The 23,693-nt window shown below is 41.0% G+C and carries 21 protein-coding genes and 1 pseudogene; 14 read left to right on the top strand and 8 right to left on the bottom strand.

The features are described from left to right. The gene (locus tag IPJ16_16985; protein ID MBK7628861.1) at positions 1 to 756 is read right to left on the bottom strand and encodes a response regulator transcription factor; all 756 of its coding nucleotides are present in this window, start codon (positions 754 to 756) and stop codon (positions 1 to 3) included. Next, on the bottom strand, positions 753 to 1,808 hold the full coding sequence (locus IPJ16_16980; GenBank protein ID MBK7628860.1) for a histidine kinase: 1,056 nt from the start codon (positions 1,806 to 1,808) through the stop codon (positions 753 to 755). Before IPJ16_16980 ends, IPJ16_16985 begins: the two co-directional genes overlap by 4 nt. Before the next feature lie 317 nt (positions 1,809 to 2,125). Between IPJ16_16980 and IPJ16_16975 the strand changes: the two genes are divergently transcribed. The 11 genes and pseudogenes from IPJ16_16975 (at position 2,126) to IPJ16_16925 (ending at position 17,473) form a co-directional block, all read left to right on the top strand. After that, positions 2,126 to 3,427, top strand: a complete 1,302-nt coding sequence (locus tag IPJ16_16975; protein ID MBK7628859.1) for a hypothetical protein — start codon at positions 2,126 to 2,128, stop codon at positions 3,425 to 3,427. A 216-nt stretch (positions 3,428 to 3,643) separates the two neighbouring features. After that, positions 3,644 to 4,486 (top strand): OmpA family protein, encoded by an 843-nt coding sequence (locus IPJ16_16970; protein MBK7628858.1) that lies wholly within the window; start codon positions 3,644 to 3,646, stop codon positions 4,484 to 4,486. Positions 4,487 to 4,569: 83 nt separating this feature from the next. After that, positions 4,570 to 5,658, top strand: a complete 1,089-nt coding sequence (locus IPJ16_16965) for a 1,4-beta-xylanase (protein MBK7628857.1) — start codon at positions 4,570 to 4,572, stop codon at positions 5,656 to 5,658. 11 nt (positions 5,659 to 5,669) lie between these two features. Then, positions 5,670 to 7,682 carry a family 43 glycosylhydrolase gene (locus tag IPJ16_16960; GenBank protein ID MBK7628856.1) on the top strand — a complete coding sequence of 671 codons (2,013 nt, stop codon included), beginning with the start codon at positions 5,670 to 5,672 and terminating at the stop codon, positions 7,680 to 7,682. Between the two features lie 131 nt (positions 7,683 to 7,813). Beyond that, a complete protein-coding gene (locus IPJ16_16955) occupies positions 7,814 to 8,368 on the top strand; it encodes a hypothetical protein (GenBank protein MBK7628855.1) in 555 nt (184 codons plus the stop codon). Positions 8,369 to 8,455: 87 nt separating this feature from the next. Next, positions 8,456 to 8,983 carry a hypothetical protein gene (locus tag IPJ16_16950; protein ID MBK7628854.1) on the top strand — a complete coding sequence of 176 codons (528 nt, stop codon included), beginning with the start codon at positions 8,456 to 8,458 and terminating at the stop codon, positions 8,981 to 8,983. A gap of 36 nt (positions 8,984 to 9,019) precedes the next feature. Continuing rightward, a complete protein-coding gene (locus IPJ16_16945) occupies positions 9,020 to 10,504 on the top strand; it encodes an alpha/beta hydrolase (GenBank protein MBK7628853.1) in 1,485 nt (494 codons plus the stop codon). A gap of 84 nt (positions 10,505 to 10,588) precedes the next feature. Further along, entirely contained in the window at positions 10,589 to 12,025 is a 1,437-nt protein-coding gene (locus IPJ16_16940) for a Gfo/Idh/MocA family oxidoreductase (protein ID MBK7628852.1), read from the top strand. Between the two features lie 18 nt (positions 12,026 to 12,043). Next, entirely contained in the window at positions 12,044 to 15,718 is a 3,675-nt protein-coding gene (locus IPJ16_16935; protein ID MBK7628851.1) for a family 78 glycoside hydrolase catalytic domain, read from the top strand. 30 nt (positions 15,719 to 15,748) lie between these two features. Further along, positions 15,749 to 16,979, top strand: a pseudogene (locus IPJ16_16930) (alpha/beta hydrolase). Between the two features lie 167 nt (positions 16,980 to 17,146). Next, on the top strand, positions 17,147 to 17,473 hold the full coding sequence (locus IPJ16_16925) for a hypothetical protein (GenBank protein ID MBK7628850.1): 327 nt from the start codon (positions 17,147 to 17,149) through the stop codon (positions 17,471 to 17,473). Between the two features lie 8 nt (positions 17,474 to 17,481). On the opposite strand, the gene IPJ16_16920 is transcribed toward IPJ16_16925, so the two are convergent. The 3 genes from IPJ16_16920 to IPJ16_16910 all read right to left on the bottom strand — a co-directional run bounded on the left by IPJ16_16920 (position 17,482) and on the right by IPJ16_16910 (position 19,359). Then, positions 17,482 to 17,895 (bottom strand): PIN domain-containing protein, encoded by a 414-nt coding sequence (locus tag IPJ16_16920; protein ID MBK7628849.1) that lies wholly within the window; start codon positions 17,893 to 17,895, stop codon positions 17,482 to 17,484. Next, complete coding sequence (locus IPJ16_16915) at positions 17,892 to 18,137, bottom strand: hypothetical protein (protein ID MBK7628848.1); 246 nt, start codon at positions 18,135 to 18,137, stop codon at positions 17,892 to 17,894. The genes IPJ16_16920 and IPJ16_16915 overlap by 4 nt, the downstream gene beginning before the upstream one ends. A gap of 148 nt (positions 18,138 to 18,285) precedes the next feature. Continuing rightward, the gene (locus tag IPJ16_16910) at positions 18,286 to 19,359 is read right to left on the bottom strand and encodes a TIM barrel protein (GenBank protein MBK7628847.1); all 1,074 of its coding nucleotides are present in this window, start codon (positions 19,357 to 19,359) and stop codon (positions 18,286 to 18,288) included. Between the two features lie 223 nt (positions 19,360 to 19,582). Between IPJ16_16910 and IPJ16_16905 the strand changes: the two genes are divergently transcribed. Both IPJ16_16905 and IPJ16_16900 read left to right on the top strand, forming a co-directional pair. Beyond that, entirely contained in the window at positions 19,583 to 20,458 is an 876-nt protein-coding gene (locus IPJ16_16905) for a beta-galactosidase (protein MBK7628846.1), read from the top strand. After that, on the top strand, positions 20,416 to 21,279 hold the full coding sequence (locus tag IPJ16_16900; protein MBK7628845.1) for a DUF5597 domain-containing protein: 864 nt from the start codon (positions 20,416 to 20,418) through the stop codon (positions 21,277 to 21,279). Before IPJ16_16905 ends, IPJ16_16900 begins: the two co-directional genes overlap by 43 nt. Here the strand turns inward: IPJ16_16900 and IPJ16_16895 are convergent. Next, the gene (locus IPJ16_16895) at positions 21,269 to 22,189 is read right to left on the bottom strand and encodes a bile acid:sodium symporter (GenBank protein ID MBK7628844.1); all 921 of its coding nucleotides are present in this window, start codon (positions 22,187 to 22,189) and stop codon (positions 21,269 to 21,271) included. The two genes, IPJ16_16900 and IPJ16_16895, sit on opposite strands and share 11 nt — an antisense overlap. Before the next feature lie 189 nt (positions 22,190 to 22,378). Here IPJ16_16895 and IPJ16_16890 point away from each other — a divergent pair, with 189 nt between their 5' ends. Next, a complete protein-coding gene (locus IPJ16_16890; GenBank protein MBK7628843.1) occupies positions 22,379 to 22,819 on the top strand; it encodes a DedA family protein in 441 nt (146 codons plus the stop codon). A gap of 53 nt (positions 22,820 to 22,872) precedes the next feature. Here the strand turns inward: IPJ16_16890 and IPJ16_16885 are convergent, their stop codons facing one another. Together IPJ16_16885 and IPJ16_16880 are read right to left on the bottom strand one after the other, a co-directional pair. Next, complete coding sequence (locus IPJ16_16885; protein ID MBK7628842.1) at positions 22,873 to 23,322, bottom strand: SRPBCC family protein; 450 nt, start codon at positions 23,320 to 23,322, stop codon at positions 22,873 to 22,875. Positions 23,323 to 23,351: 29 nt separating this feature from the next. After that, positions 23,352 to 23,579: a hypothetical protein gene (locus tag IPJ16_16880; GenBank protein ID MBK7628841.1), complete on the bottom strand. Its 228-nt coding sequence runs from the start codon at positions 23,577 to 23,579 to the stop codon at positions 23,352 to 23,354. Positions 23,580 to 23,693 lie beyond the last annotated feature (114 nt).

The raw sequence follows: 23,693 nt of genomic DNA, 5'->3' as shown, positions 1-23,693 counted from the left end.
TTAAGTTCCTGAAAACCATTTCCTGAACTCGGAAACACGTACCCTGCTGATCAGAATCTTTTCAGGTATTGATACCTTTAGATTGACTGATAGTCTGTTATTGAACCAAAAGTCAACTTCCCTTATCGAATTCCGGGAAATAATGAACTGTCTGTTAGCTCTGAAAAACTCAAAGGGATTGAGCTCGGCAGCCAGTTCATCCATAGTATTATCAAGCACAAAAGTGCCGTCAGGAGTAATAGCCTTAACCAGTCCATCCTCAATATGAATATAGGCTATATCTTTTGCAAGTAAGGGTATCAGTCTGCTTCCTTTTGCAGGAACAAGAAAATGAGTTTTGTACTGCTTCCCTTTGGTAAGGGAAGTTATCAACTGCTGAATGTCAATCTGCCCTGAAGGCTCACCTTTCATGCGTTTCAGCTTTTCCAAAGCCTTTTCTACTTTCTGACGTGTGATTGGTTTTAACAGATAATCGATACTGTTTACATTGAAGGCCTTAATAGCGTACTCATCATATGCCGTTGTGAAAATGATCGGGCATAAAATGTTAACTCGTTCGAATATTTTAAAAGCGGAGCCATCGGCCAGGTGAATATCCATGAACACTAGTTCAGGCTGAGGAGAGGCCTCAAACCACTCTATAGTAGCCTGAATAGTATCGAGTACTGTAATAACCTGAATGTCTTTTATATCAAGCAGGATCCTTTGCAGGTGATCTGCCGCAAGGGTTTCATCTTCAATTATTATCGCTCTCATGAAACAGAAGCTTTAATCAGAGGAATTATCACTTTAAACTCATTATCTTCCTGAAGAATCTGTATCTCTCTTTCGCCCAGAAGCTGAAACTGCCTGGTCAGATTGGTTAGTCCGATCCCGGTTCCGTCTTCCTGAGTGAGTTTATTCTGTACCTGGTTTCTGACAACCAGTTCGGCATTCCCTGTTGTTTCAATGAAAATTGTAAGCGGTTTCTTAATGCTTATCTCGTTGTGTTTTACGGCGTTTTCGACCAAAGTTTGTATTGTAAGCGGAGGTAACTCCAATTGCAGGTACATTTCCTGAATATTTGTGTTGATTTTCAGGTTTGGTCCATACCTCATCTCTATCAGAAAAAGGTACGATTCGGTAAACTCAATTTCCTCACTAAGAGAAACTGTTTTTTTCTTATTGCTCTGTAGGGTATAGCGGAGCACCTGAGAGAGGTGATTAACATATTCTTCTGCAGTGTCGGGAGACTTTCTGATGAGAGTATTAATACCGCTCAGCGTATTGAATAGAAAATGAGGACTTAGATTATTTTTTAAAGATTCAAACTGGCTTTCCAGACTTTCACTTCGCAGTTTTTCAATTTCAAGTTCGTATGACTGCTTCTTATAAATCAACCGGATAATGAAGATGGACCCGAGTACTAAAGCTGCGCTGAAGAAATTTCTTAGAAGAAGTTCGTCATGATGATTACGCGAATCTCTTTCAAAGCCTATGAATGGTTTAATGCCATTGAAGATGAGAACAAGTACAACAACAAGTAATGAACTCAATAAAACAGCAGTCAGGATATTTGAAAATTTCATATCCCTCTGTCTTGAAAAAGGCCTGAGGATGTAATAGTTGAGTGTAAACAACAGGAAGGCAACAATGAAAGTGTTCAAAAACTCAATTGCTGCAAGACCGACATCAAATCGTTCTCTTCCGTGACCGTCGTTATCATCAAAAAAAACAGAGAGCAGAAGCGGAAAATGGATTGTCGAACAAATCACCAGCGACAGCAGAAATGCAATACCAAAATATTTCCTTGTTAAACCTGATTCCATAATTTCCAAAGGTATTGAATTAAGGTAACGGTTATGAGAAAATTAGCGTCAAGCATACAAAATAGCTTATGAAACTACAATTTCAATTCTTAAGCTGTATCTCCTTAATGGGTCTGTCATTTCGCCACTGTTTTGCATTTAAACACCATTCCTGTACTCTTCAATTCGTACATATGACTGTTCATTTGCCTTTTTATTCGCTTCATTAAAATATTCTGAAACCGGATTGTGTGTTTGCTTTAGTTTTGATATATAATGTCAAATGCAAAAGACGTGTTTTTAGCAAAAGTTGAAATTTAACAGATAAATCAAGAAAAATGAAAAGGAACTTTAAATTAATGCTTTTCTGCCTATTCCTGCCATCAGTGTTCATGGGATCAGCAATTGCTCAGGAAAAGGAAAATCCTTCTGATACATTAAGAAAGGGAGCCATAAAGATCTTCCTCGATTGTCAGAGTTGTGATATAAACTACACACGTGAACAATTAACCTTTGTGAATTTTGTCAGGGATGTCAAAGAGGCTCAGGTATATATACTGATAACCCAGCAAAACGCAGGCAGCGGAGGTTCACAGTTTACATTTAACTTTCAGGGACTTGAAAGATTTAATGGGAAGAATGATACACTGGTCTATACAAGTAATCCGGACGAAACAACTGCAATTGTCAGGGAAAAAAAGACTAATATGCTTCAAATGGGACTAATGAATTATGTAGCAAGAACTCCGTTATTTAACGAGATTGAGATAATTCATAACTCAGAGCTCGGGCAGGAAGAAGTAACAGACAAATGGAATAACTGGGTGTTTTCGCTTTCTACAGAACCTCAGTATCAGTCTGAAGAATCAGATAAACAACTTGATTTGAGGAACAGTATTGAAGTAACGAAAGTTACCCCGGATATCAAGATTGAAATAGAAATGGATCAGGAGTATAGCAAAAGGAGGGTCATAGATGAAGATGGAGAAGAAAATACCTATGTTTCAAATCAATTTCAGGGTGATAATCTTATAGTTAAAAGCCTGGGCGATCATTGGTCGGCTGGTGCAATGCTGAATATAGGATCCTCTACAAGGGAAAACTACGACCTCAGGACTGACTTCCTTCCGGCTATTGAATACGATCTTTTCCCTTATTCAGAAGCCACTCACAGACAATTGAGGTTTTTATATAGTGCAGGGATTCAGTACAATAATTACACAGATTCAACTATCTATAACCTTACAAGCGAGAACCTTTTTAAGCAGGAGCTCAATATCGCATTCCAGGTCCAGAAGAAATGGGGATCAATTAATCTCTCATTGCAAGGTTCGAATTATTTCAATGATTTTTCAAAGAACAGAGTTGAACTGAATTCCAATGTTAACCTGAGGATATTCAAGGGGCTGACATTACAGATCTCAGGAGGTATAGCACATATTAACGACCAGGTTAACCTTAAAAAAGGAGACATATCTGAAGCTGACAGATTGCTAGAACTAAGAGAGCTTTCAACTGAGTACAGGATACGAGGAGGAATCGGATTGAGATATACCTTTGGTTCAATTTACAATAATGTAGTCAATCCGAGGTTCGGTTTCGGTGGCGGTGGCGGTGCACCTCCGCCGGACCATGATTAATCCGCAGAATTTTTGCTGTCAGCAATAGCTAATTATTTATCAGGTTTCTTATAAGTTGGTTTAATTCAGAATCGGGATGGTTAATTATTAACTGTCCCTTTTCTGTTATTACTTTTCTTATCAGCGAGGTGAATTTCTGTTTATAAATTTGTAGATTTGATTTATGGTATTTTAATACCGGAAATGATCAATAGGTAAATCATTTAACAACAGGAAATTATGAAAAAGTTATTTGGAGTAGTCATCAGTCTCTTCTTTTTACTGCCTGTAAACCTGCAATCACAAGGTTCTCAACAGGATATTAAAGGAAGTAAAGATCATCCAATGATATCGAGAATGCCTGATTTCTGGATTTCAGAGTATAAGGAAAGCGAATTTGACAGCTATAAATTCATTGGCGGGGATAAGAAACCTTTAGTTATCGAAGGTCATAAATACTCCATATTGTACAAGCTGAATAATGGGGCAACAGATCCAGGAGCATTGAAAATAGGAAGAAACATGCAGGATGCCCTTAAAAAAATAGGTGGGAAGATTATCCTTGATGACAGCTTCAACAAATTATCGACAATCGTTGTTCAAAAAGATAATAAGGAGACCTGGATTGAAGTCAGATGCTATAGTGGTATTATGTTCCGGCTTACAATAGTTGAGAAAGAGATTATGCAGCAGGAAGTGGTTGCAGACGCAAATGCTATGGGTGATGACATTAATAAAACTGGGCATGTTTCCGTTTATGGAATTTTCTTCGATAGCGGAAAGTCAGAAATAAAGCCGGAGTCGGATAAAGCTCTGGAACAGATATCACTTCTTCTTAAGGATAATGCAACATTAAATCTTTATGTAGTCGGACATACAGATAATGTCGGGACAATAGATTCCAATATGAAACTTTCGAAAGAACGCGCCGATGCAGTTGCAAACATCCTGACTTCCAAATATGGCATTTCCGGGGCTCGTCTGAAATCATACGGTGTAGCCTCATTGGCCCCGGTGGCATCAAACGATACAGAAGAGGGCAGGGCAAAAAACAGAAGAGTGGAACTGGTAAAACAGTAGAATCAGCGCTGAATCCCCCCCGGGGCCGTCACTTAGAAAATCGGCACCTGCGGCCCCGGACGCTTGGCTGTTATAAAATCTATATGAGAAAAATAAATATTTTGATTTCTGCAATTATTTTAACTGTTGCATTGTCGTGCAACAGTAACAAAGAGTCAAAGAAACAGGCATCTGCTATCAGGCAGGTATGGAGTGTTGAGCAGGCTCAGAAATGGAAAGACCAGGCTGGCTGGCTCAGAGGCTCAAATTTCAATCCGAGTACAGCCATAAACCAGCTTGAGACCTGGCAGGCGGAATCATTTGACACAGTAACTATTGACAGGGAGCTTAAATGGGCTTCAGATATAGGAATGAACTGCATGCGGGTCTACCTCCACCATGTTGCATGGGAAGTTGACAAAGATGGATTTAAGGGAAGGATGGATAAGTACCTTAAGATAGCTGACAGTCACGGTATCAAAACAATTTTTGTTTTTTTTGATGATTGCTGGAATCCGGAATATCAGGCAGGAAAACAGCCTGAACCGAAACCGGGTGTTCATAATTCAGGCTGGGTTCGCGACCCGGGAGACCTTCTTTACCGCGATTCCACTCTTATGATTGTACTGGAAACATATGTTAAGGATGTTCTTACCACATTCAGAAACGATGACAGGATTGCCTTGTGGGATATGTACAATGAGCCCGGAAACTCAGGATATGGTAACAAATCGATACCACTTCTTGAGAAAGCTTTTGAATGGGGCTGGGAAGTACGACCCTCACAACCTCTTTCCTCAGGGGTATGGAGTTTACGGCTATCAGATTTGAATAAAATCCAGATTGAGAATTCGGATATAATAACATATCACAACTATGATAGTCCCGAGAAACACTTGAAAGCTATTGATACACTAAGGCTTTATGGTCGTCCACTGGTATGCACCGAGTATATGGCCCGTCGTAATAATAGTCTGTTTACAAATATTATGCCTATTCTTAAAGAGAATAATATCGGGGCAATAAACTGGGGATTGGTTTCCGGGAAATCAAATACCAAGTATGCATGGGATGAGCCAATACCTGATGGATCAGACCCCCCCTTGTGGTTCCATGAGATTTTTCGTCCTGATGGCACTCCATACAAACAGGAGGAAGTCGATCTGATAAAGAGTCTTACATTGAACAGGTAAAAGAATCACTTATGATCAAAGTATTAATAATAAGTGTTATAACTACACTTATTTTTTCCTTAACTGGTAATAAACTTCTGGGTCAGGTTGAACCTATTACTTTTCAGGAGGAAGGAAAATACAGCAACCCTGTTGTTCCATACAGCCTGCCTGATCCTACAATAATCAAAGCTGCTGATGGTTTCTTTTACCTCTATGCCACCGAAGATATCCGCAATACACCAATTCACAAATCATCCGACCTGGTAAACTGGAAGCTTGTCGGAACGGCATTCACAGCTGAAACCCGTCCGACATTTGAACCTAAAGGCGGGATCTGGGCCCCTGATATTAATATTATTGATGGCAGATATGTTCTGTACTATTCAATGTCGGTTTGGGGTGGGGAGATGACATGCGGCATTGGAGTGGCAGTAAGTGATAAGCCTGAGGGTCCGTTTAAAGACCTGGGAAAACTGATACGGAGCAATGAGATAGGGGTTCAGAATTCGATAGATCCGTTTTATATTGAAGATGAAGGCAGGAAATACATTTTCTGGGGCAGTTTTCATGGGATCTATGCTATCGAATTAAGCGAAGACGGCCTGGCACTAAGACCAGGCGCAGAAAAGATACTGGTTGCAGGTTCGGCATACGAAGGGACATATATTCTTAAAAAAGGAAAATATTATTATCTGTTTGCTTCAACCGGAACCTGCTGTGAAGGAGTAAAAAGTACATATAAAACCGTTGTTGGACGGTCCAGCAAGCTGTTTGGTCCATACCTCGATAAACAGGGCAAAAGTATGAACGACAACTTTCATGAGATTCTGATCGGGGGGAATGAACGTTTTGTCGGGACCGGTCACAATTCGGAAATAGTTGAGGATCAAATGGCTAAGACATGGATCTTATACCATGCAGTTGATAAAACAAATCCTAAAGGCAGAGTCCTCTTACTTGATGAAGTTAAGTGGAAGGATGAATGGCCATACGTTGAAGGAAACAGTCCGGCTCTCAGCTATACAAAACCAGTATTTACACAGATCTCTTTGATATCACCGGCGTCAAGAGCAGATAAAGCATTTGATGCCTGGTATAAAAACTTTGATATAGAATCAGTTAAGGGCTTTTTCTGGGATAATGCCGAAATGATGGAAGTCGTTCTGGATGCTTATGAGGTTACTAAAGATCCAAAGTACAGGACAATGTTTGAGGCAATGTATAAAAACTTTGTTGCAAAAAATGGTGCCGACTGGCAGAACAACAAGTACAACGATGACATTGCATGGGCTGTTCTGGTGAGTATAAGAGGCTATCTTCTGACTGGTAACACAACTTATAAGGAGAGAGCGAAAGATCAGTTCGATAAAATGTGGACAAGGGCATTTACCAACTCTTATGGCGGAGGACTCCTCTGGTATCATACAAAAACTACGAAAAACTCATGTATAAACGGACCCGCAATGGTTGCCTGCTGTTACCTTGCGAAAGCAACAGGAGACAGTACCTATTATGATAAAGCAATCGCACTGTATACCTGGTCAAAGCTCTATCTGTTCGATGCCGAGACCGGTAAGCTAAATGATAATGTTGATCTGGATTTAAAGACCGGGCAACTCAAGATCAGCACCTGGAGTTCAACTTATAACCAGGGGACATATCTGGGTGCCGCCACAATGCTTTATAAATACACAAAAGAGAACAGCTATTTGACAGAAGCACAGAGAATTGCACTTTACATCAGGGATACGATGTATAGCAAAAATGTAATGAATAATGAGTATAACGGAAATGATCTTCCCGGATTCAAGGGAATATTTGCACGATATGCAAGAATGTATACTGTTGATTTAAATAAAACAGATCTTGTAGAATGGCTTCATCTGAATGCTGAAACAGCCTGGGACAACCGTAACTCTCAGGATCTTATACATACCAGATGGGCGACAAAGACAGATGAAACAAAACCTGAATCTGCTTTCGGATGTTCAACTGCAGTATCACTTTTTATTAATGTCCTTCCTTTCACAACAATCGAATAATTAATCAGGTTCGGTTACTGAATCTTCAATTCTGACAGTTCACCACTGACTTTGGTTGGTTCACTGATTTAATTCTGGCTGATGTTAGTTCAGAGCTTATTTTTGGCGGATAACCAAAGAAGTTATTTATTATGAATTCCATTAGTAAAATCGCCAAAGGTTTAATCGATATAGTTACGATAGTGGCAATGATCGGATGCTGGGTCACAACAGAGAGTGTAAAGGGACACAGGGGCGGATCCAGGAGCGAACAGGAGATAGCGAACAGTTTTTCATGGGGTACATTACACAGTATTTTTTCTATAGTATTTAGCCTTCTGATTATCATTCATCTTTTCCAGCACTGGAAATTCATCAAAGGGATGGTCTTAAAGAGTCTTTACTCTAAGAATATTGTTACTACGATAACCTTAATAACATTTATTGTGACAGTTGTGAGCTTCCTGGTTTACCTCACAGGATTTAACGATTCAAAAGGTGAATTTCATGGTACAGTCGCCAATATATTTCTGATTTCCGGCTGTGTTCACCTTGTTCTCAATTTAAAGAAGTTCCTTTCCCTTTTTGAGGGAATATTAATCAGGGAAGGGTCCTTATTACATGATTATATTACAGGTATTTATACCCCGGGATTTGAAACTGTATTAACTTCTCTGTTTAAACGGGATGATAAGTTAAACAGGTAACCTGATGGCTAATCTATTCGTGGAATAAACAGGGTTTGTTTTATGTCTATCAAAAGAATTAAGATTGTTAATTAATAAAAGTATCGTATGGAGACCAAAGAAAAAAAATCATTTGTTCATTACATTCGTCTGTTTCACAGGTATCTGGGATTCTTTTTTGTTGGATTTGTAATAATATATGCAATGGCTGGGATCTCACTTATTTTCAGAGATACAGACTTCCTGAAAAAAGAAAAAACTGTTAAGACAACGGTGCCTGCTGATACTAAACCTGCTGATCTGGGTACTGCGCTCAGGTTGCGGGAATTCAAAATACTAAAAACTGAAGGAGATATAGTATATTTCCAGGGCGGAACATTTAATACAGCAACCGGAACTGCTGAAATGACTGTTAAAGAACTTATTTTCCCATTAAACCGGTTTGCGAATATTCATAAAACAGCCAGTAAAAATCCATTTCACTGGGTTACTCTGGCCTTCGGAATTGTAATGTTATTTCTTGCTGTTTCATCTTTCTGGATGTTTAACGCTAAGTCGAAGGTTTTCCGTAATGGTTTATATGTTATACTGGCCGGATTTGTTTTTGCGATATTACTTTTACTATTTTACAAGTAGAAAAATTCCGGCATTATTCACCTTAAGAAGAATAAAATGTCAAAAAAAAGTATTGTTGCACTGGTACTGACAGCTGTAAGTATTCTTACAGCAGCAGGTCAGTCTAAGGATCCATTGCTTTTCCCGAAAGATAACTTTACAGTTGAAACAAAGATTGTCAGGACAAGTACCGGTGATAAGCAGGTTACATACAGATCTTATTTACACATTCCGTATGTCGCTAACCCTGTTGACAAGGATTATCAGAGCCTCAATGTAAATGTCCCGGTTAAGGTTGATGAGATAACTGTCGATGCCGGTAATGCTCCTATACTTTTCAATATAGGAGTAGGTGGCTATATGTCGGTAAATAATGCACGAACAGGAGGAGCTGGTGGTCCTGGCGGACAGGGCGGTCCGGGAGGAAGTACAGGAGTGAGCGGCAAGGCTGATCTGGCACTCGCTGCAGGATTTGTGGTTGTATCTCCGGGATGCCGCGGACGTGATAATAAAGCCCCTGATGGTACCTATTACGGAAAGGCGCCTGCAGCAATTGTTGACCTTAAGGCAGCAATCCGTTATATACGTCATAATAAAGGTGTAATGCCGGGCAATCCTGATTGGATTATTTCAACCGGGGTGAGTGCCGGAGGAGCTCTCTCTGCACTTCTGGGTGCTTCCGGAAACAGTCCGCTCTACGATTCATACCTTAAAGAGATCGGTGCTGCAGATGCAAAAGACGATATTTTTGGCAGTGCCTGTTTTTGTCCGATAACAGATCTCGAGCATGCCGATGGTGCTTACGAATGGATGTATGGAACGACTCCGGGAAGATCAGGCCTTGCTGATCAGGAGCTTTCAAAACAACTCAAAGCCCTTTATGCTGAGTATCAGGTCTCACTGAAACTACAGGGTAAAAACGGCTTTGGAATACTTACTGCAGACAATTACGATAAATATCTTCTTCAGTATTATATGATCCCATCTGCCAATAAGTATCTGAAATCACTTACTGAAGAAAAACGCAATGAATATCTGGCGAAGAATACCTGGATCACCTGGAGTGATAACGGAGCTTCATTCTCATTTACTGATTATGTTACACATGTTGGAAGAATGAAAGGGTTGCCTGCTTTTGACGATTTTGCGATGAAGCAGCCGGAGCCGGTTTTGTTCGGAAATAAGAACACAGATGCCCGACATTTTACAAATTTCAGTCTGAGGCAGGCTTCAGGTAATAAGAATGCAGAGACAGAAGGAGAAGTAAAAACACTTGTGAACCTGATGAATGCCATGTATTTCATAGGTCAGAACAGCAGCAGCTGCACAAATAACTGGTGGTTGAGGCAGGGTACCTCAGATAATCATACATCTCAGACGGTTATTGTTAATCTTGCCACAAGTCTTGAGAACCAGAAAAGAAATGTGAATACCTTTTTGTATTGGGATGCAGGGCATGGCGCCGATCAGGATGCTGAGGAATTCATAGCATGGATGTCAAAGCTGACTGGGTTTTCTGTATCTGGCAAAGCCGGTAAGTAATTACTCATTTTTATGCAGGGTTGACAGTGATAATATCTAACAAATTGTCTTATTTTTAGGATAATAAGTTAATAGATTATCACTATGACAAAAAGAAGGGACTTTATTAAGAAGAGCGTACTGGGCTCTGCTGGTATTGCTATTGGCGGCATGGGGTTCAGTTCAAAATCTTATAATTCCATTATTGGTGCCAGCGAACGCATTAATATCGGAGTTATTGGTATCAGAAACCAGGGTACCGTACACATAAATACATGGTGCAGCTTAAAGGATAAGCAGAATGTGGTGATAAAAGCGCTTTGTGATACTGATGAAAAGCTTTTCGATCCGGGTTCTAAAATCGTTTTTGATAAGACCGGTCTTAAGCCTCTGACAGAATGGGATATCCATAAGGTACTCGATGACAAGGAAATTGACGCAGTGTCGGTAGTCGTTCCCAATCACTGGCATGCATTAGCCACAATATGGGCCTGTCAGGCAGGCAAGCATGTTTATGTGGAGAAGCCGGCTTCGCATAACATATGGGAAGGACGTAAAATGATAGAGGCAGCACGTAAATATAATGTCAGGGTGCAGGTTGGATTTCAAAGCCGTTCGGGAATTAATATGCAGCAGGCATTAAAATTCCTTCATGACGGAGGTATCGGTGAAGTTTATATGGCCAGGGGTCTTTGCTATAAACTGCGTGATTCATATGGCACTGCAAAAGACAGCATTCCTCCCGATACATTTCATTATGACCGCTGGCTGGGACCGGCAACTTATCGCCCGTACAATGAAAAAAGAAGCCATTACTGCTGGCACTGGTTCTGGGATACCGGAAATGGCGACACAGGCAACCAGGGCCCGCATCAGTTTGACATTGCCCGTCTGGGACTTGGTAAAAAAGAACACCCGGTTTCAGTCTATTCAGCAGGAGGCATATACGGTTTCAGAAAAGATGACCCTACTCCCGAAAACAGAACACCGGGAACAATGGTTTACGGAGGTGTTGAGGCATACGGGCATGATAAGTCGATGCAGGAAACTCCGAATTTACAGACGAGCGTGCTTAAATATGCCGACGGCAAGATACTCGAGTTTGAAACCAGGGGAAGGTATACAAATATGGAATCAAGTTCGGATATATCTGTTGGCAACATCTTCTACGGAACAGATGGATATCTTGAAATAAAAGATGAATCCGCCAGACCCTGGAAGGCTTTCCGAAAACGGGAGAAAGAGCCTTTTGCAGGTACCACCAAGAATCCTGAATCAGACAAAAAAGATCAGGATATAATTGCAGATCACTTCTCTAACTTTATTGAGGGAATACGCTCGGGCAATAATGAAAATCTAAGATGCGATATCTCTGAAGGCTTTTATTCAACAGCACTTCCTCACCTTGCAAACATATCTTACAGGCTTGGACGTGAATTAAAGTTTATCGGGGATCAGGAAAAATTTGCCGCTGATCCGGAAGCTGATAAATTGCTTACAAGAGAATATCGCAAACCCTATGTAGTTCCTGAAATAATATAAATATAAAGAGTATCTGCTATGTTTAGATCTAAATGGATTCTGAGTTTTAAAATAGTGATAATAAGTGCACTAACTTTAATCTCATTTGCCGTAAATGCTAATGTTGTCAATCTTACCACGGAATACACCAAAACTCCGATCGGGATAGATGTTGCTGCCCCGAGGTTTGCATGGCAGATGACTTCGATGCCAGGCGAAAGAGGTCTTTTTCAGACTGCTTACCAGATCGTTGTAAAGGATCCGGGCAATAAAGTTATATGGGACTCCGGAAAAGTTACCGGCAGAAATTCTGTTGGTATCACCTATGCCGGACCAGAACTAAAACCGGCAACCCGTTATGAGTGGACTGTAACAGTCTGGGACCAGAAATCCAAATCCTCATCTGCTTCATCGTGGTTTGAAACCGGACTTGGCAGAAGTGGTTGTGAACTGGGAGCATGGAGTGGAGCAACCTGGATTGGCGGAGGCAATGAAGACCTTGTTTTATACTCCCCTTACCTGATAATTTTTAACGTGAAGTATGGGATTGCAATTGAACCCGGTAGCACTAAAGCATCATTTGTCTATGGAGCCAACGATCCTCGACTGATGGATAAAAATATGAATATCTATCAGGTTGAAAAGAAACGAAATGAGAGTTATTTAAAAGTGGAGCTTGACATCTCAGGCGTTGATGGTTCTGAAACCGGAATGGCCAGGTTTAACATCTACAGGGCTGGTTATAAGGATACAGATTCTCCTGAGAAACCAATCAGGTCATTCGATATTAAGACTCAATTCATAAATATTGCAAATAAGAATCAGGAACACAAGGTTCAGTTCTCAAGCGTTTTTGGACAGATTTCCCTGACACTTGATGGCGCTCAGGATTTTATAGTTGTGCCTGCCGCTCCTGCTAATCAGGCTTCAACTCAGGCAGGACCTCCTCAATTTGGTGGGCGTCAGACGGGTGCTTCATTTAATCTTAACCCTGTCGGAAGTGGCGGCAACTATATCCCTTACGGGATGCTGTGCGAGATGGGATTCTCTGCAGATCCGGGTCAGCGGGCCACGTTTTCTAACCTTGTGGTAAGCAATAACCGGTTCCCTAACAACACTCTTTTCGAAGAAAACCTGTTTAGTCTGCCATATACAGGAATTTATTCAGAATACACTAAGGATGCCACCTCAGGCGTTAAGGTCTCCGGTGGAAAGTGGGTTATCGATGGCGGGGCTAATGGTATCCTGATAACAGCAGATCCCAGCCGGAATTCAGCACCAATGCTTCGCACTGAATTCACAACCAGCCTCAAAACTATAAAAGATGCAAGGTTGTATGTTACTGCCAGAGGTATTTATGAGGTATTCATTAACGGGAAGAGAGTAGGGGATGACTATTATAATCCCGGACTGACTCAATATAATATTACTCACCTCTACCAGACTTATGATGTAACAAATCTCATTACAAGCGGCGATAATGCAATTGGTGCCATGCTAAGTGAAGGATGGTGGAGCGGTCTGCTCAGCTTCGGTAATATATGGAACCACTTTGGCGACAGACAGTCGCTGCTGGCAAAGCTGGTTATAACATATGCAGATGGATCAACCTCTTTAATTACAACTAACCCAAAAGACTGGAAATTCTATAACAAGGGTCCTGTTCTGTTCAGCAGTCTCGATATGGGTGAAGCCTATGACGCCACAAGGGAAGCTGCAACTGAAGGCTGGACAACACCAGCATTTGATGACAGCAGATGGAAGAGTGCTGTTGCTGTATCAACTGATGGTACAGCATTTAGCGGGAGTTCGACAGAAAGAGATGGTACAGTGACCAGCTTTGACTATCAGAATTTTTCACTTACCGGACAGATCGGAAATAATGCGGGAATCTTTAAAGTGGTACCTGCACAGAGTGTTAAAGAGGTGCGCAAAGGAGTTTTTGTTTATAATATGGGGCAAAACATTGTAGGTGTTCCGAAAATAACAATAACAAATGGCAACGCAGGAAGAAAACTAATTCTGAGGTTTTCTGAAATGCTTTATCCTGATCTGAAGGAATCAGGTAACAATGTTGGAATGATCATGACTGAAAATTACAGGGCAGCACTGAGTCAGGATATTTATACAATGAAAAACGGAGCACAGGTATATCAGCCAAAATTCACATCCCACGGATTTCAGTATATTGAGATTACCGGTATCGACAGTCCGCTTCCGCTGGAAGCTGTTCAAAGTGTCGCGATCAGCTCAGTAAGAGAACTTTCTGCCGATTATTCCACATCGAATCCCAAGGTCAACCAGCTATGGTCTAATCTTGTATGGTCCAATATCGATAATTTCCTTACGATACCCACCGACTGTCCGCAGCGTAACGAGCGCATGGGCTGGTCAGGCGATCTCAACGTTTTTTCACGCACTGCCACTTATGTTTCGAACAGTAACCAGTTCCTGAGGAGGCATATGTTCGCCATGCGCGATGTCCAGTCGGCAAAAGGAAGATTCACCGATGTAGCTCCGGTTGGCGGAGGATTCGGAGGTGTGCTATGGGGAAGTGCTGGCATCGTTGTTCCCTGGGAGTCCTATCAGCAATATGGAGATATAGGAGTGCTGGCAGAACATTATCCTGCAATGGTAAGGTATATGGATTATCTTGAGACCACAATAGATCCGAAAACAGGTCTCAGCTCTGACGGCGCATTAGGCGACTGGCTAGGACCACAGAATAATCAGCTTGGACAACAGTTTCTTGTGACAGCATATCACGCTTATGATTTGGAGATTATGTCGAAAGTAGCTGAAGTTCTTGGTAAGACGGAAGATGTTACAAAATTCAGAACCTTATATGATAAACGTAAGGAGTTCTTTAATAAGACTTTTGTAAGCGCCGATAAAAAAGCCCTTGGGCTTATTGGCGGCAGGGGAGGTTTTGGCGGAGGCGGAGCAACTTCTGCACAACCTGAATTTAAAGTAGCTGATGTTCAGACTGCCTATTCGGTTGGTTTGGCAATGAACCTGTTTAATGAGGAGAATAAACCCTATATGATAAAAAACCTTGCTGCTGCAATCGGGCGCGAGAATAAAGATGATGGTGGAATTATGCGTCCCACTAACTCACTTATGACAGGTTTTATTGGTACAGCATGGATCAGCAAGGCTTTATCTGATAACGGTATGAGCAACCTAGCTTATAAAATCCTGCAGAATAATCAGTATCCTTCGTGGGTCTATGCAATCGACCAGGGAGCAACGTCGATCTGGGAAAGACTTAACGGATATACAGTTGAGAATGGCTTTGGCGGCAACAACAGCATGAACTCCTTTAATCATTATTCCTTCGGAGCTGTAGGGCAATGGATGATGGCTTATTCGCTTGGTATACAGCGTAATGAACCAGGATTCAGAAACTTTATACTGCAACCTGAACCAGATCCGACCGGGCAGATGACATGGGCTAGAGGCTACTATGATTCAATGTACGGGAAAATCAGCAGTTCCTGGAAAAAGGAGAATGGTGTGCTCACATATGAAGCAACAGTTCCTGCAAATACGACTGCTACTCTTTCACTTCCTGCTTCATCAGAAATAGGAATAAAGGAAAATGGTAAGCCGGTTAAGAAGGTGAAAGGAATTAAATTTCTGAAATATGAAAATGGGAAAGCCTATATAGAACTCGTATCCGGCTCGTATAAATTCACTTCTGAACTACAATAAACATTTTATATAATAATTAATATTTTAATCATGAAAAAATCATCGGTCACAAACTTTTGTTTTACTGTAATACTCCTTTTTTCCCTTATTGGAGTCAGCTATTCCCAGGCAACTTCATACACAGTTACTCTGGATAAACCTGTAAATGGAACTGTTAATGTTGATCCGCCTCTTCCTGCCGACGGGAAGTACCCGGCCGGAACTGTCCTCACCTTAACTGCTACACCCGATAAAGGATTCGTTATAGATGCTTTATTCCATATAGTAGCGAACGGACGCGGAACTTACCAGGAATCGATGAGTTCACCCTTCAAAGTAACGGTGGACAAAGACAAACGTATTGGTGCTTCATTTATTGAGAAATCAGCAGTTGATCATATCAATGTAATACAGGATGTTGTATATGCGAAACCGGGTAAAACAATTGAAATATGATGTTTATTCACCAAAAGGAGCAAAGAACCTTCCATGCATTATTATAATTCATGGCGGTGGCTGGACATCCAATACTGAGGATATAATGCGTGGTCTGGCAAGGGAACTTACCAAAGGCGGAAAGTATGTTGTATTCAGTATCGACTACCGTTGGGCGCGCAAACTCGACGGGGATCAGACAAATAATACAATGGCTAATCTGATTGAGGATGTCTACGGGGCAATTGCACATATCAGAGAGCATGCTGCAGAGTATGGCGGTGATCCTGATAAGATAGGTCTTACAGGCGACAGTGCCGGAGGTCATCTTTCGGCTGCCTGTTCAGTTATGGCAAATAAGATTGGAGACGGAGGATTTGGCAAAACAGCAGGTGTATTTGAGTTTATGCCGTCGTATCTGCCAAAAAATAAAACAGTCGGACAGCTAAGAACCGAGATGATGAATGCGATTAAGGCTGCTGCCCCTAGTTATGGTGTGTTTGGTGGTACTATGTTAAATACATTCTCAGAAGATCCTGCTGCAAATGACAGCTGGAGAGAAGCAATTTCCCCGATTAATAATATCCCCGATGCAAAAGAGAGATCAGTTCCCCAGTATCTTACACGCGGTACTAATGACGGATTGATAAGAGATGAAAATGTGAAAGCTTATGTTGACGCTTTAGTAAAGGCGGGCCAGACTGTTGAGTATGTTCAGGTCGGTGGTGCCGGTCATGCTTTCTTCGACTGGAAGCCTGATGAAAGGACTAAAGCCACCTTTATAAAATATGGTGTTTATTATGCTGCTGAAATGAAAGCATTCTTCAATTCAGTGTTTTATAATTAGAGAATATCGGGGATTCCTGCTGAAAGCCAGGGATCCCTCGCCGAAGCTCGGGATGACAAGTCATTTTTGGGTCATATAAGAAAAGAAGTGGCGATTCGCATGGATTTTCTCATTCTTAGGAGTTTTTCAGCGAATCGCCACTTCTTTTCTCCTTCATACCCAGATTCGTGTGTCATCCCGAGCCTCAGCGAGGGATCTCATTGAATGAGCAGGAATCATGGAACCATACTTACCCTCATTCCACAAAACTGTGGAGTCACTTTGAGCCTCAGCGAGGGATCTCATTGAATGAGCAGGAATCATGGAACCATACTTACCCTCATTCCACAAAACTGTGGAGTCACTTTGAGCCTCAGCGAGGGATCTTACTGATTGATCAGGAATCACATGGCCATACTTTCACCCATGCCACAAACCTGCGGAGTCACTCCGTTCCTCAGCAAGGAATCTCATTGAATGAGCTGGAATCATATAACTATCGGGGGATTTCTTAAAAGAGATTTTATTTTATTGACTTGATGAATTCACCTGCAGACATTACAGGTAATTTACTCTCTTTAAAATCGTTCTGATTTCTCGTAATTATAATATCCTGATCGTTTTCAATAGCTGTAAAGTATTGAATGGCGTCCTCAAAGTCACGAAACTCTGAATTGAGGGCCAGGTCCGTTATTTTGTCGTCAAGAGAGAGTACCTGAACAAGAACTTTGAAGGTTCTTAAAATATTTCTTACTTCAATTTCAGGATTCTGTCTTGATAAAATATAGTGAGCATCAGCAATGCAAAGTGAAGAAATTGAAAGCTTTATTTTTTTCTTGTCGGCAAGGGAAAATAGTTTTGCAGCCTCTGTATAAAAAGGCGTTCTATTTGCCAGAAGATCAAGAACTATATTGGTGTCGAGAAATAGTTTTTTCATGAATATTTTCTATTCAGGTAATCCGTACGATCCTTCTTATAATCATAATCTGCGGGAAGTGAAATTACTCCACTAAGACTTTTTACCAAAGGTGTGATCTCAATATCATCAGAATCAGGTTTTGTAACGGAGTCAAGATAAGATTCAATCATTTTTGAAAGACTGGTCTTGCGATGCTGAGCGTATCTCTTTGCCCTGGATATTACGTCATTATCAAGTTTTATCGTAAGTTTTGTGTCCATCATATTTATTATATATCCGTACAAATATACAAAAAATGTACGTATAATACAAATTTAGAGATTTATTAAATAAACAAAGGGTATTTGCAAATAACCATAATGATCTGCAAATACCCTAAGAATTTTATAAATCCGAAATCTCGAATAATTATTTCACAAACGAAGCTTTCATAAGATAATCAGCACTCTGTTTGATTCCTTCGAGTGATGTCTTAAGCATCTCAGCCTGAGCAGCCGGATCCATAGCTGGTCTTCCCATACCAGGAGCACCAGCCTGGCCTGCTGGTCTTGCCTGTCCTGGAGCACCACCCTGCTGACCTGGTTGTCCTGCAGGTCTTGCCTGACCCGGAGCACCGCCCTGAGGAGCTGCCTGCTGACCACCGGTAGCCTGTCTCTGCTTGTTCTGTTCCATTCTGGCCAGATTGGCTTCGAGCTGTTCTTTGGTCATTTTTGATTCCATTTCAACAAACCAGTCCTCATAACCATTTGCATAGAACTGCTTGAAAATAGCTTCATAATTTAATTTTCCGCTCTCGCCGACAACATATTCGTCTTTAATATGTAGAACTTTGAAACGGTTAGGATACTTTTTCAGATATGCAACAGGATCCTGTCCTCCAACCATAATCCAATAAACATCAAGCTGGAAGAATACTTTGTCGGGATCAGTATTGGCAATAAGGAAATCCTCATATAACTGACCTGTATTTGCTAATGTTGCGAACTCCGCATTATGGTTATGATAACCGAATTTAATGCCCCTTTTATTTGCCTCAGCGCCTATTTTATTCATCAGATCGCACTCTGCTTTTACGCCTTCAACAGTAAAAGCCCAGGTATACATGGGAAATACAACATATTTGCATCCCATTGCTTTATGATCATCAAATACCTTACTCCATGCTGCAACTGTTCCTTCAACATCTTTTACATCAAATTTGGCACGTGCATGGCTTGAAATGATATCAATTCCGTACTTCTCAGCAAGGGCAGCATACTCAGCAGGTGTTTTTCCTGCAACAAGACCTGTACCTGCATTGTAATTGGAAATTTCCATAACAACATATCCATCATCGGCCAGCGACTTGAATGAACCCTCAAGGTCAGACTCAAGTCCTTTAACAGAATATGTGGCTATTCCCAGGTGCTTCTTAGTCTGAGCATTCGATGTAACCGATAGCATCAAAACTGCTGCCAAAACCAAACAAGTAAATTTCTTCATAGTGTTTAAAAGTTTATTAATAATCCATTTTAAGAAAAACAGTAACTAACATCCGTTATGTTATACATAGGGATGATTGCAAATGTATTATTATAAAAGTATCACTCTTATTTTTTTAAGGTTCTTTAACTATAATTACTTTAGGAATTATCTTAAAAAAAATTGTTAAACTGATTCAATATTATTCAAATAGACTAAATTTAACCAATAACCGAAAATATTTATGAAAAAGTATCTTATAGTATTAGTTCTCCTGGCTATTATTCCACTAACCATGAGTGCTCAGTCTGCTAAAAGTATGCAGACAACATTGCCTCAGATCAGGCAGAACGGGGCGGTTAAGCAGATGTTCGTTGACGGCAGGCCATTTATCATGCTTTCAGGTGAATTGCATAACTCCAGTGCTTCAAGCATTGAGTATATGAAACCAGTCTGGGACAATATGAAAGCTATGCATCTTAACACTGTAGTGTCTACAGTGAGTTGGGAACTACTTGAACCTGAGGAGGGCAAGTTCAATTTTGATCTGGTGGATGCACAAATAGTGGAGGCTCGTAAGAGGGATATAAGACTAGTAATAATCTGGTTTGCATCATGGAAAAATGGCAGTTCAAATTATGCTCCTATGTGGGTCAAGACAAACCCGCAAAGGTTTCCGGTACAGGCCAGAAAAGCTGTAGCTTCCGGAAGAGGAAGCATATTCATTGAAAGAGACAGAACTATGCCTTTGAGCCCACTGGGCGAAACATCCATGCTTGCTGAAGCTAAAGCTTTTCGTGCACTTATGCGACATATCAAAGAGGTTGATCCTCAGCATACAGTTATAATGATGCAGGTTGATAACGAAATGGGCCTTCTCGGCGACAGCCGCGATCGTTCCAGTCTCGCAGATGCAGCATGGGCGAAACCAGTTCCGGCTCAGTTATTGAATTACTTTACAAAAAATAAGGCTACTCTTCTTCCTGAAATGCAGGAAGTATGGGGCCGCAATGGATATAAACATCAGGAACGTGGGCTGAAGTGTTTGGTCATGATGAGTGGGCGGAAGAGGTTTTTATGGCCTGGTATTATGCAGTTTATATTAATAAGGTTATTGTAGAAGGAAAAGCTGAGCTGAATCTTCCAATGTATGTTAATGCATGGCTTGGACCCCAGCCGGGCTCGGTTCTTCCGGGTGACTGGCCAAGCGGAGGACCGGTTGCAAGGGTAATGGATGTATGGCGTGCAGGGGCTCCTGCCAATGACCTTCTGGCACCTGATATATATGTTCAGGATTTCAAGGGCGTACTCGCTGAGTATTCGAGATCTGGTAATCCATTATGGATCCCGGAAGCAAGGGATCAGACCGGCAATCTTTTCTGGGCTGTCGGCCATCATTCTGCTTTGGGCTGGGCTATCTTTGGGATAGATGATCTCAATGAAAAGAGCCAGGTGGCAAAAGCATATGATCTGTTGGATGAAATGTTACCACAACTTGCAGCCTGGCAGTCCGAAGGCAAAGTGGATGGCGTGCTGCTTACTGAAGGTGAGGATAAACAGGTTATATCAATGGGTGGTTACACAATAACAATTTCCAGGCCCCGGCAATATGGATCAGCACCAGCAGCGGCAAATGTGCAAACCCCATTGGGACTGGGGGGCGTTACATTAAACAGCCGCGCCATGCCTGATGATACAAGACCGTTCGGTATGGTTATCAACACCGCACCTGATGAATTTCTTTTTGTCGGATCAAACTTTGTTCCATCATTTGCTGCAGATCCCCAGGAATCTGGTAAAGTTGCTATAGGGTGGATTGACGAAGGAACGTTCGTAACCGGTAATTGGATCGCAGGACGTCGTTTGAACGGCGACGAGGGGCGGCCTTCTTTAGGAAGCGGTAAAATAGAAATGCTTAAAATAAAAGTATTTAAGTATTAGTATCTTTAAGTTTTCTGACAACCCTGCCAAAGGGTGCAAGCAGAGTATTCCATGGTATCTCTGAAAGAACCATAAGGATAAGTATGTCAGGACCGAAGTAAGTTGTCGCCAGAACAATTGCCAGTCCGTTATTCATATATGCTGCAGTTACCGACATTGCAATTCTGCTATCCAGGTTGTCCCTGTAACTTATGAAATAGCCGATGGCGTGCAATATGATGAAAACAATATAAAGTATTACTGTTTTCCATATTAAGCTGACAGGATTATCGAGTATTATATTTCTCTGCGATGCAATAGCAACATAAACAAAGACAAAGAGCAGTATCACATTTGCAGATGTAAAGAAATGCTGATGCCTCTTAACTGTTGCCGGAAAATATCTCTTTGTGATCTGTGCCAGGAAAAGGGGAGTGAAAACCATTATTGCTATATCCCTGAGCATAAGGAATTCGTTTATATCAAGATTTTTGGTACCGATCATCCAGAACAAAAACGGTACCGTGAAAGGGGCAATAAGTTGTGTGACAAGAACAATGCTCATTGCAAGCGAGATATTCCCTTTAAGGATATCTGTGAGTGCAGGAGAAGAGACACCGGCTGGCATAGCTGTGAGGAGGAGAATACCAATAGCCAGTTGCTTGTCGAAAATATTAACTGCTAAATAAAAGAGGACCGGGATAATAATCATATAGACTAATGCAATGAAGATCATCCTTTTATAGTCCCTCATTTTCTCGATTATCTCGAGTGCGTCTATTTTCAGAAATACAAAGAACAGCATTAATGAGAGCAGGATTTTTGGCAGGTATTTCGGCGTTTCAAAAGGAAGAGGATTCCATAATCCGAACAAAATTCCAAGAATAAGGAAGATCCAGAAATGCTTTTCAATAAACTTGCTTATTCTCATTAGTGATCTCTGATCCGGTATTCCATCTTTACGGCATGCAAAATTATAACAATTATCAAAGTATTTATTACGAATTTCGAACAAATTGTCAGTACCGAAGACCGAAGTCAGAAGACCGAAGACCGGAGACCAAAGACAGAAATATCCGGTTATTTTATTTAAGTTAGCAACATAAATATTCAAAAATCATTGGAAGGATTATTTGATTACAGCCTCTGGGGATTATTCCTGGCCAGTTTTCTGGCAGCAACTGTTGTGCCTTTCAGTTCTGAAGCCTTACTCTCTTACCTTATCATTAGCGGAACAGATGCTTATACGGCTGTCCTGGTGGCTTCTGCCGGAAACTGGCTGGGAGGAATGAGCAGTTTTGGTATTGGTTATCTGGGTAAATGGCAGTGGATTGAAAAATACCTGAGGATAAAACGCGAAAGGATTGAAAAATGGCACAACCTGCTTTATAAACGGGGTGCAATCTTCGCATTCTTTTGCTGGCTTCCGGCTGTAGGTGATGTTATTGCTGTGGGACTTGGCCTGTTACGAACCAATATCTTTATAACTGCAATATCTATGCTGGCTGGTAAATTTCTGCGGTATGTGATATGGGGCTGGCTGACCGGATTAGTATTCTGATATTGACCAGATTATAATATTCCATTTGGCGCCGGAGCCGAAAAAATTATCTCTTATTTTTCCAGAATATTCTTCAGGTTAATGAGACCTTTTTCAAGATCTTTTCCCAGCATTTTCTTAAAGATCGGTGAGAACAGAGACATTGGAAATTTAGAGGGACTGTCAAATATCCACGTAACAGTTGATTCATTATCGCCCTGGTTTGTGATCTCAAATTTTGTTTTACCGGTATTTTGCATCGGACGGGAAAACCTGATTGCACATTCAATAGACTTCCCTTCCTTAATGGCTGTGATTTCCTGTTCCCCTGCACCTACATTCTTCATTGTACTGTCCCAGCTGTAGAGAAAACCAACTGTCCCATCAGTTCCTTTATGACTTTTTTTCATATTGGGATCAGCCATATTCCAAACACTGAAATTGTCCTGATTTTTTGTCATTTTAAGATATTCAAAAACCAATCCGGAATTCCTGTTTATTCTTATGGATTTTTCGATTCTCATGATATTGTTTTTAAATTTTTATACTTCGTTTAGCAGCCGATCTGCCCTGGTTTTGCATGTTCATAGTTCCACCATAAAGCAGGTGACCATGCAGATTTGCCTGTTCCATTATTTAGCATAAGCAAAATTTTTGGTTTTGTGGCAAGTGTTCTTTCGTTTGCAGTTTTCTTTGAAGGTTCTTTCTTCCCGTCGGGTTTGTAACCTGAAAGAATGGCAACTGCCAGTAATAGAGTCAGAGAGAATAATATTCGTTTCATAGCTAGTTGTATAAGTTATTAAATGTCATTGAAGAGAGATACATCTTGAAGTTCTCTTTTTACACAAACAATTCTGACTTATAAAAGTTTATCGTATTGTAGAGAATTTACAAC

This window comes from Bacteroidales bacterium (assembly GCA_016709865.1).
Classification (GTDB): Bacteria; Bacteroidota; Bacteroidia; order Bacteroidales; family VadinHA17; genus LD21.
The sequence above is the reverse complement of the archived record's forward strand: the minus strand, read 5'-3'. Positions and strand labels throughout refer to the sequence as shown.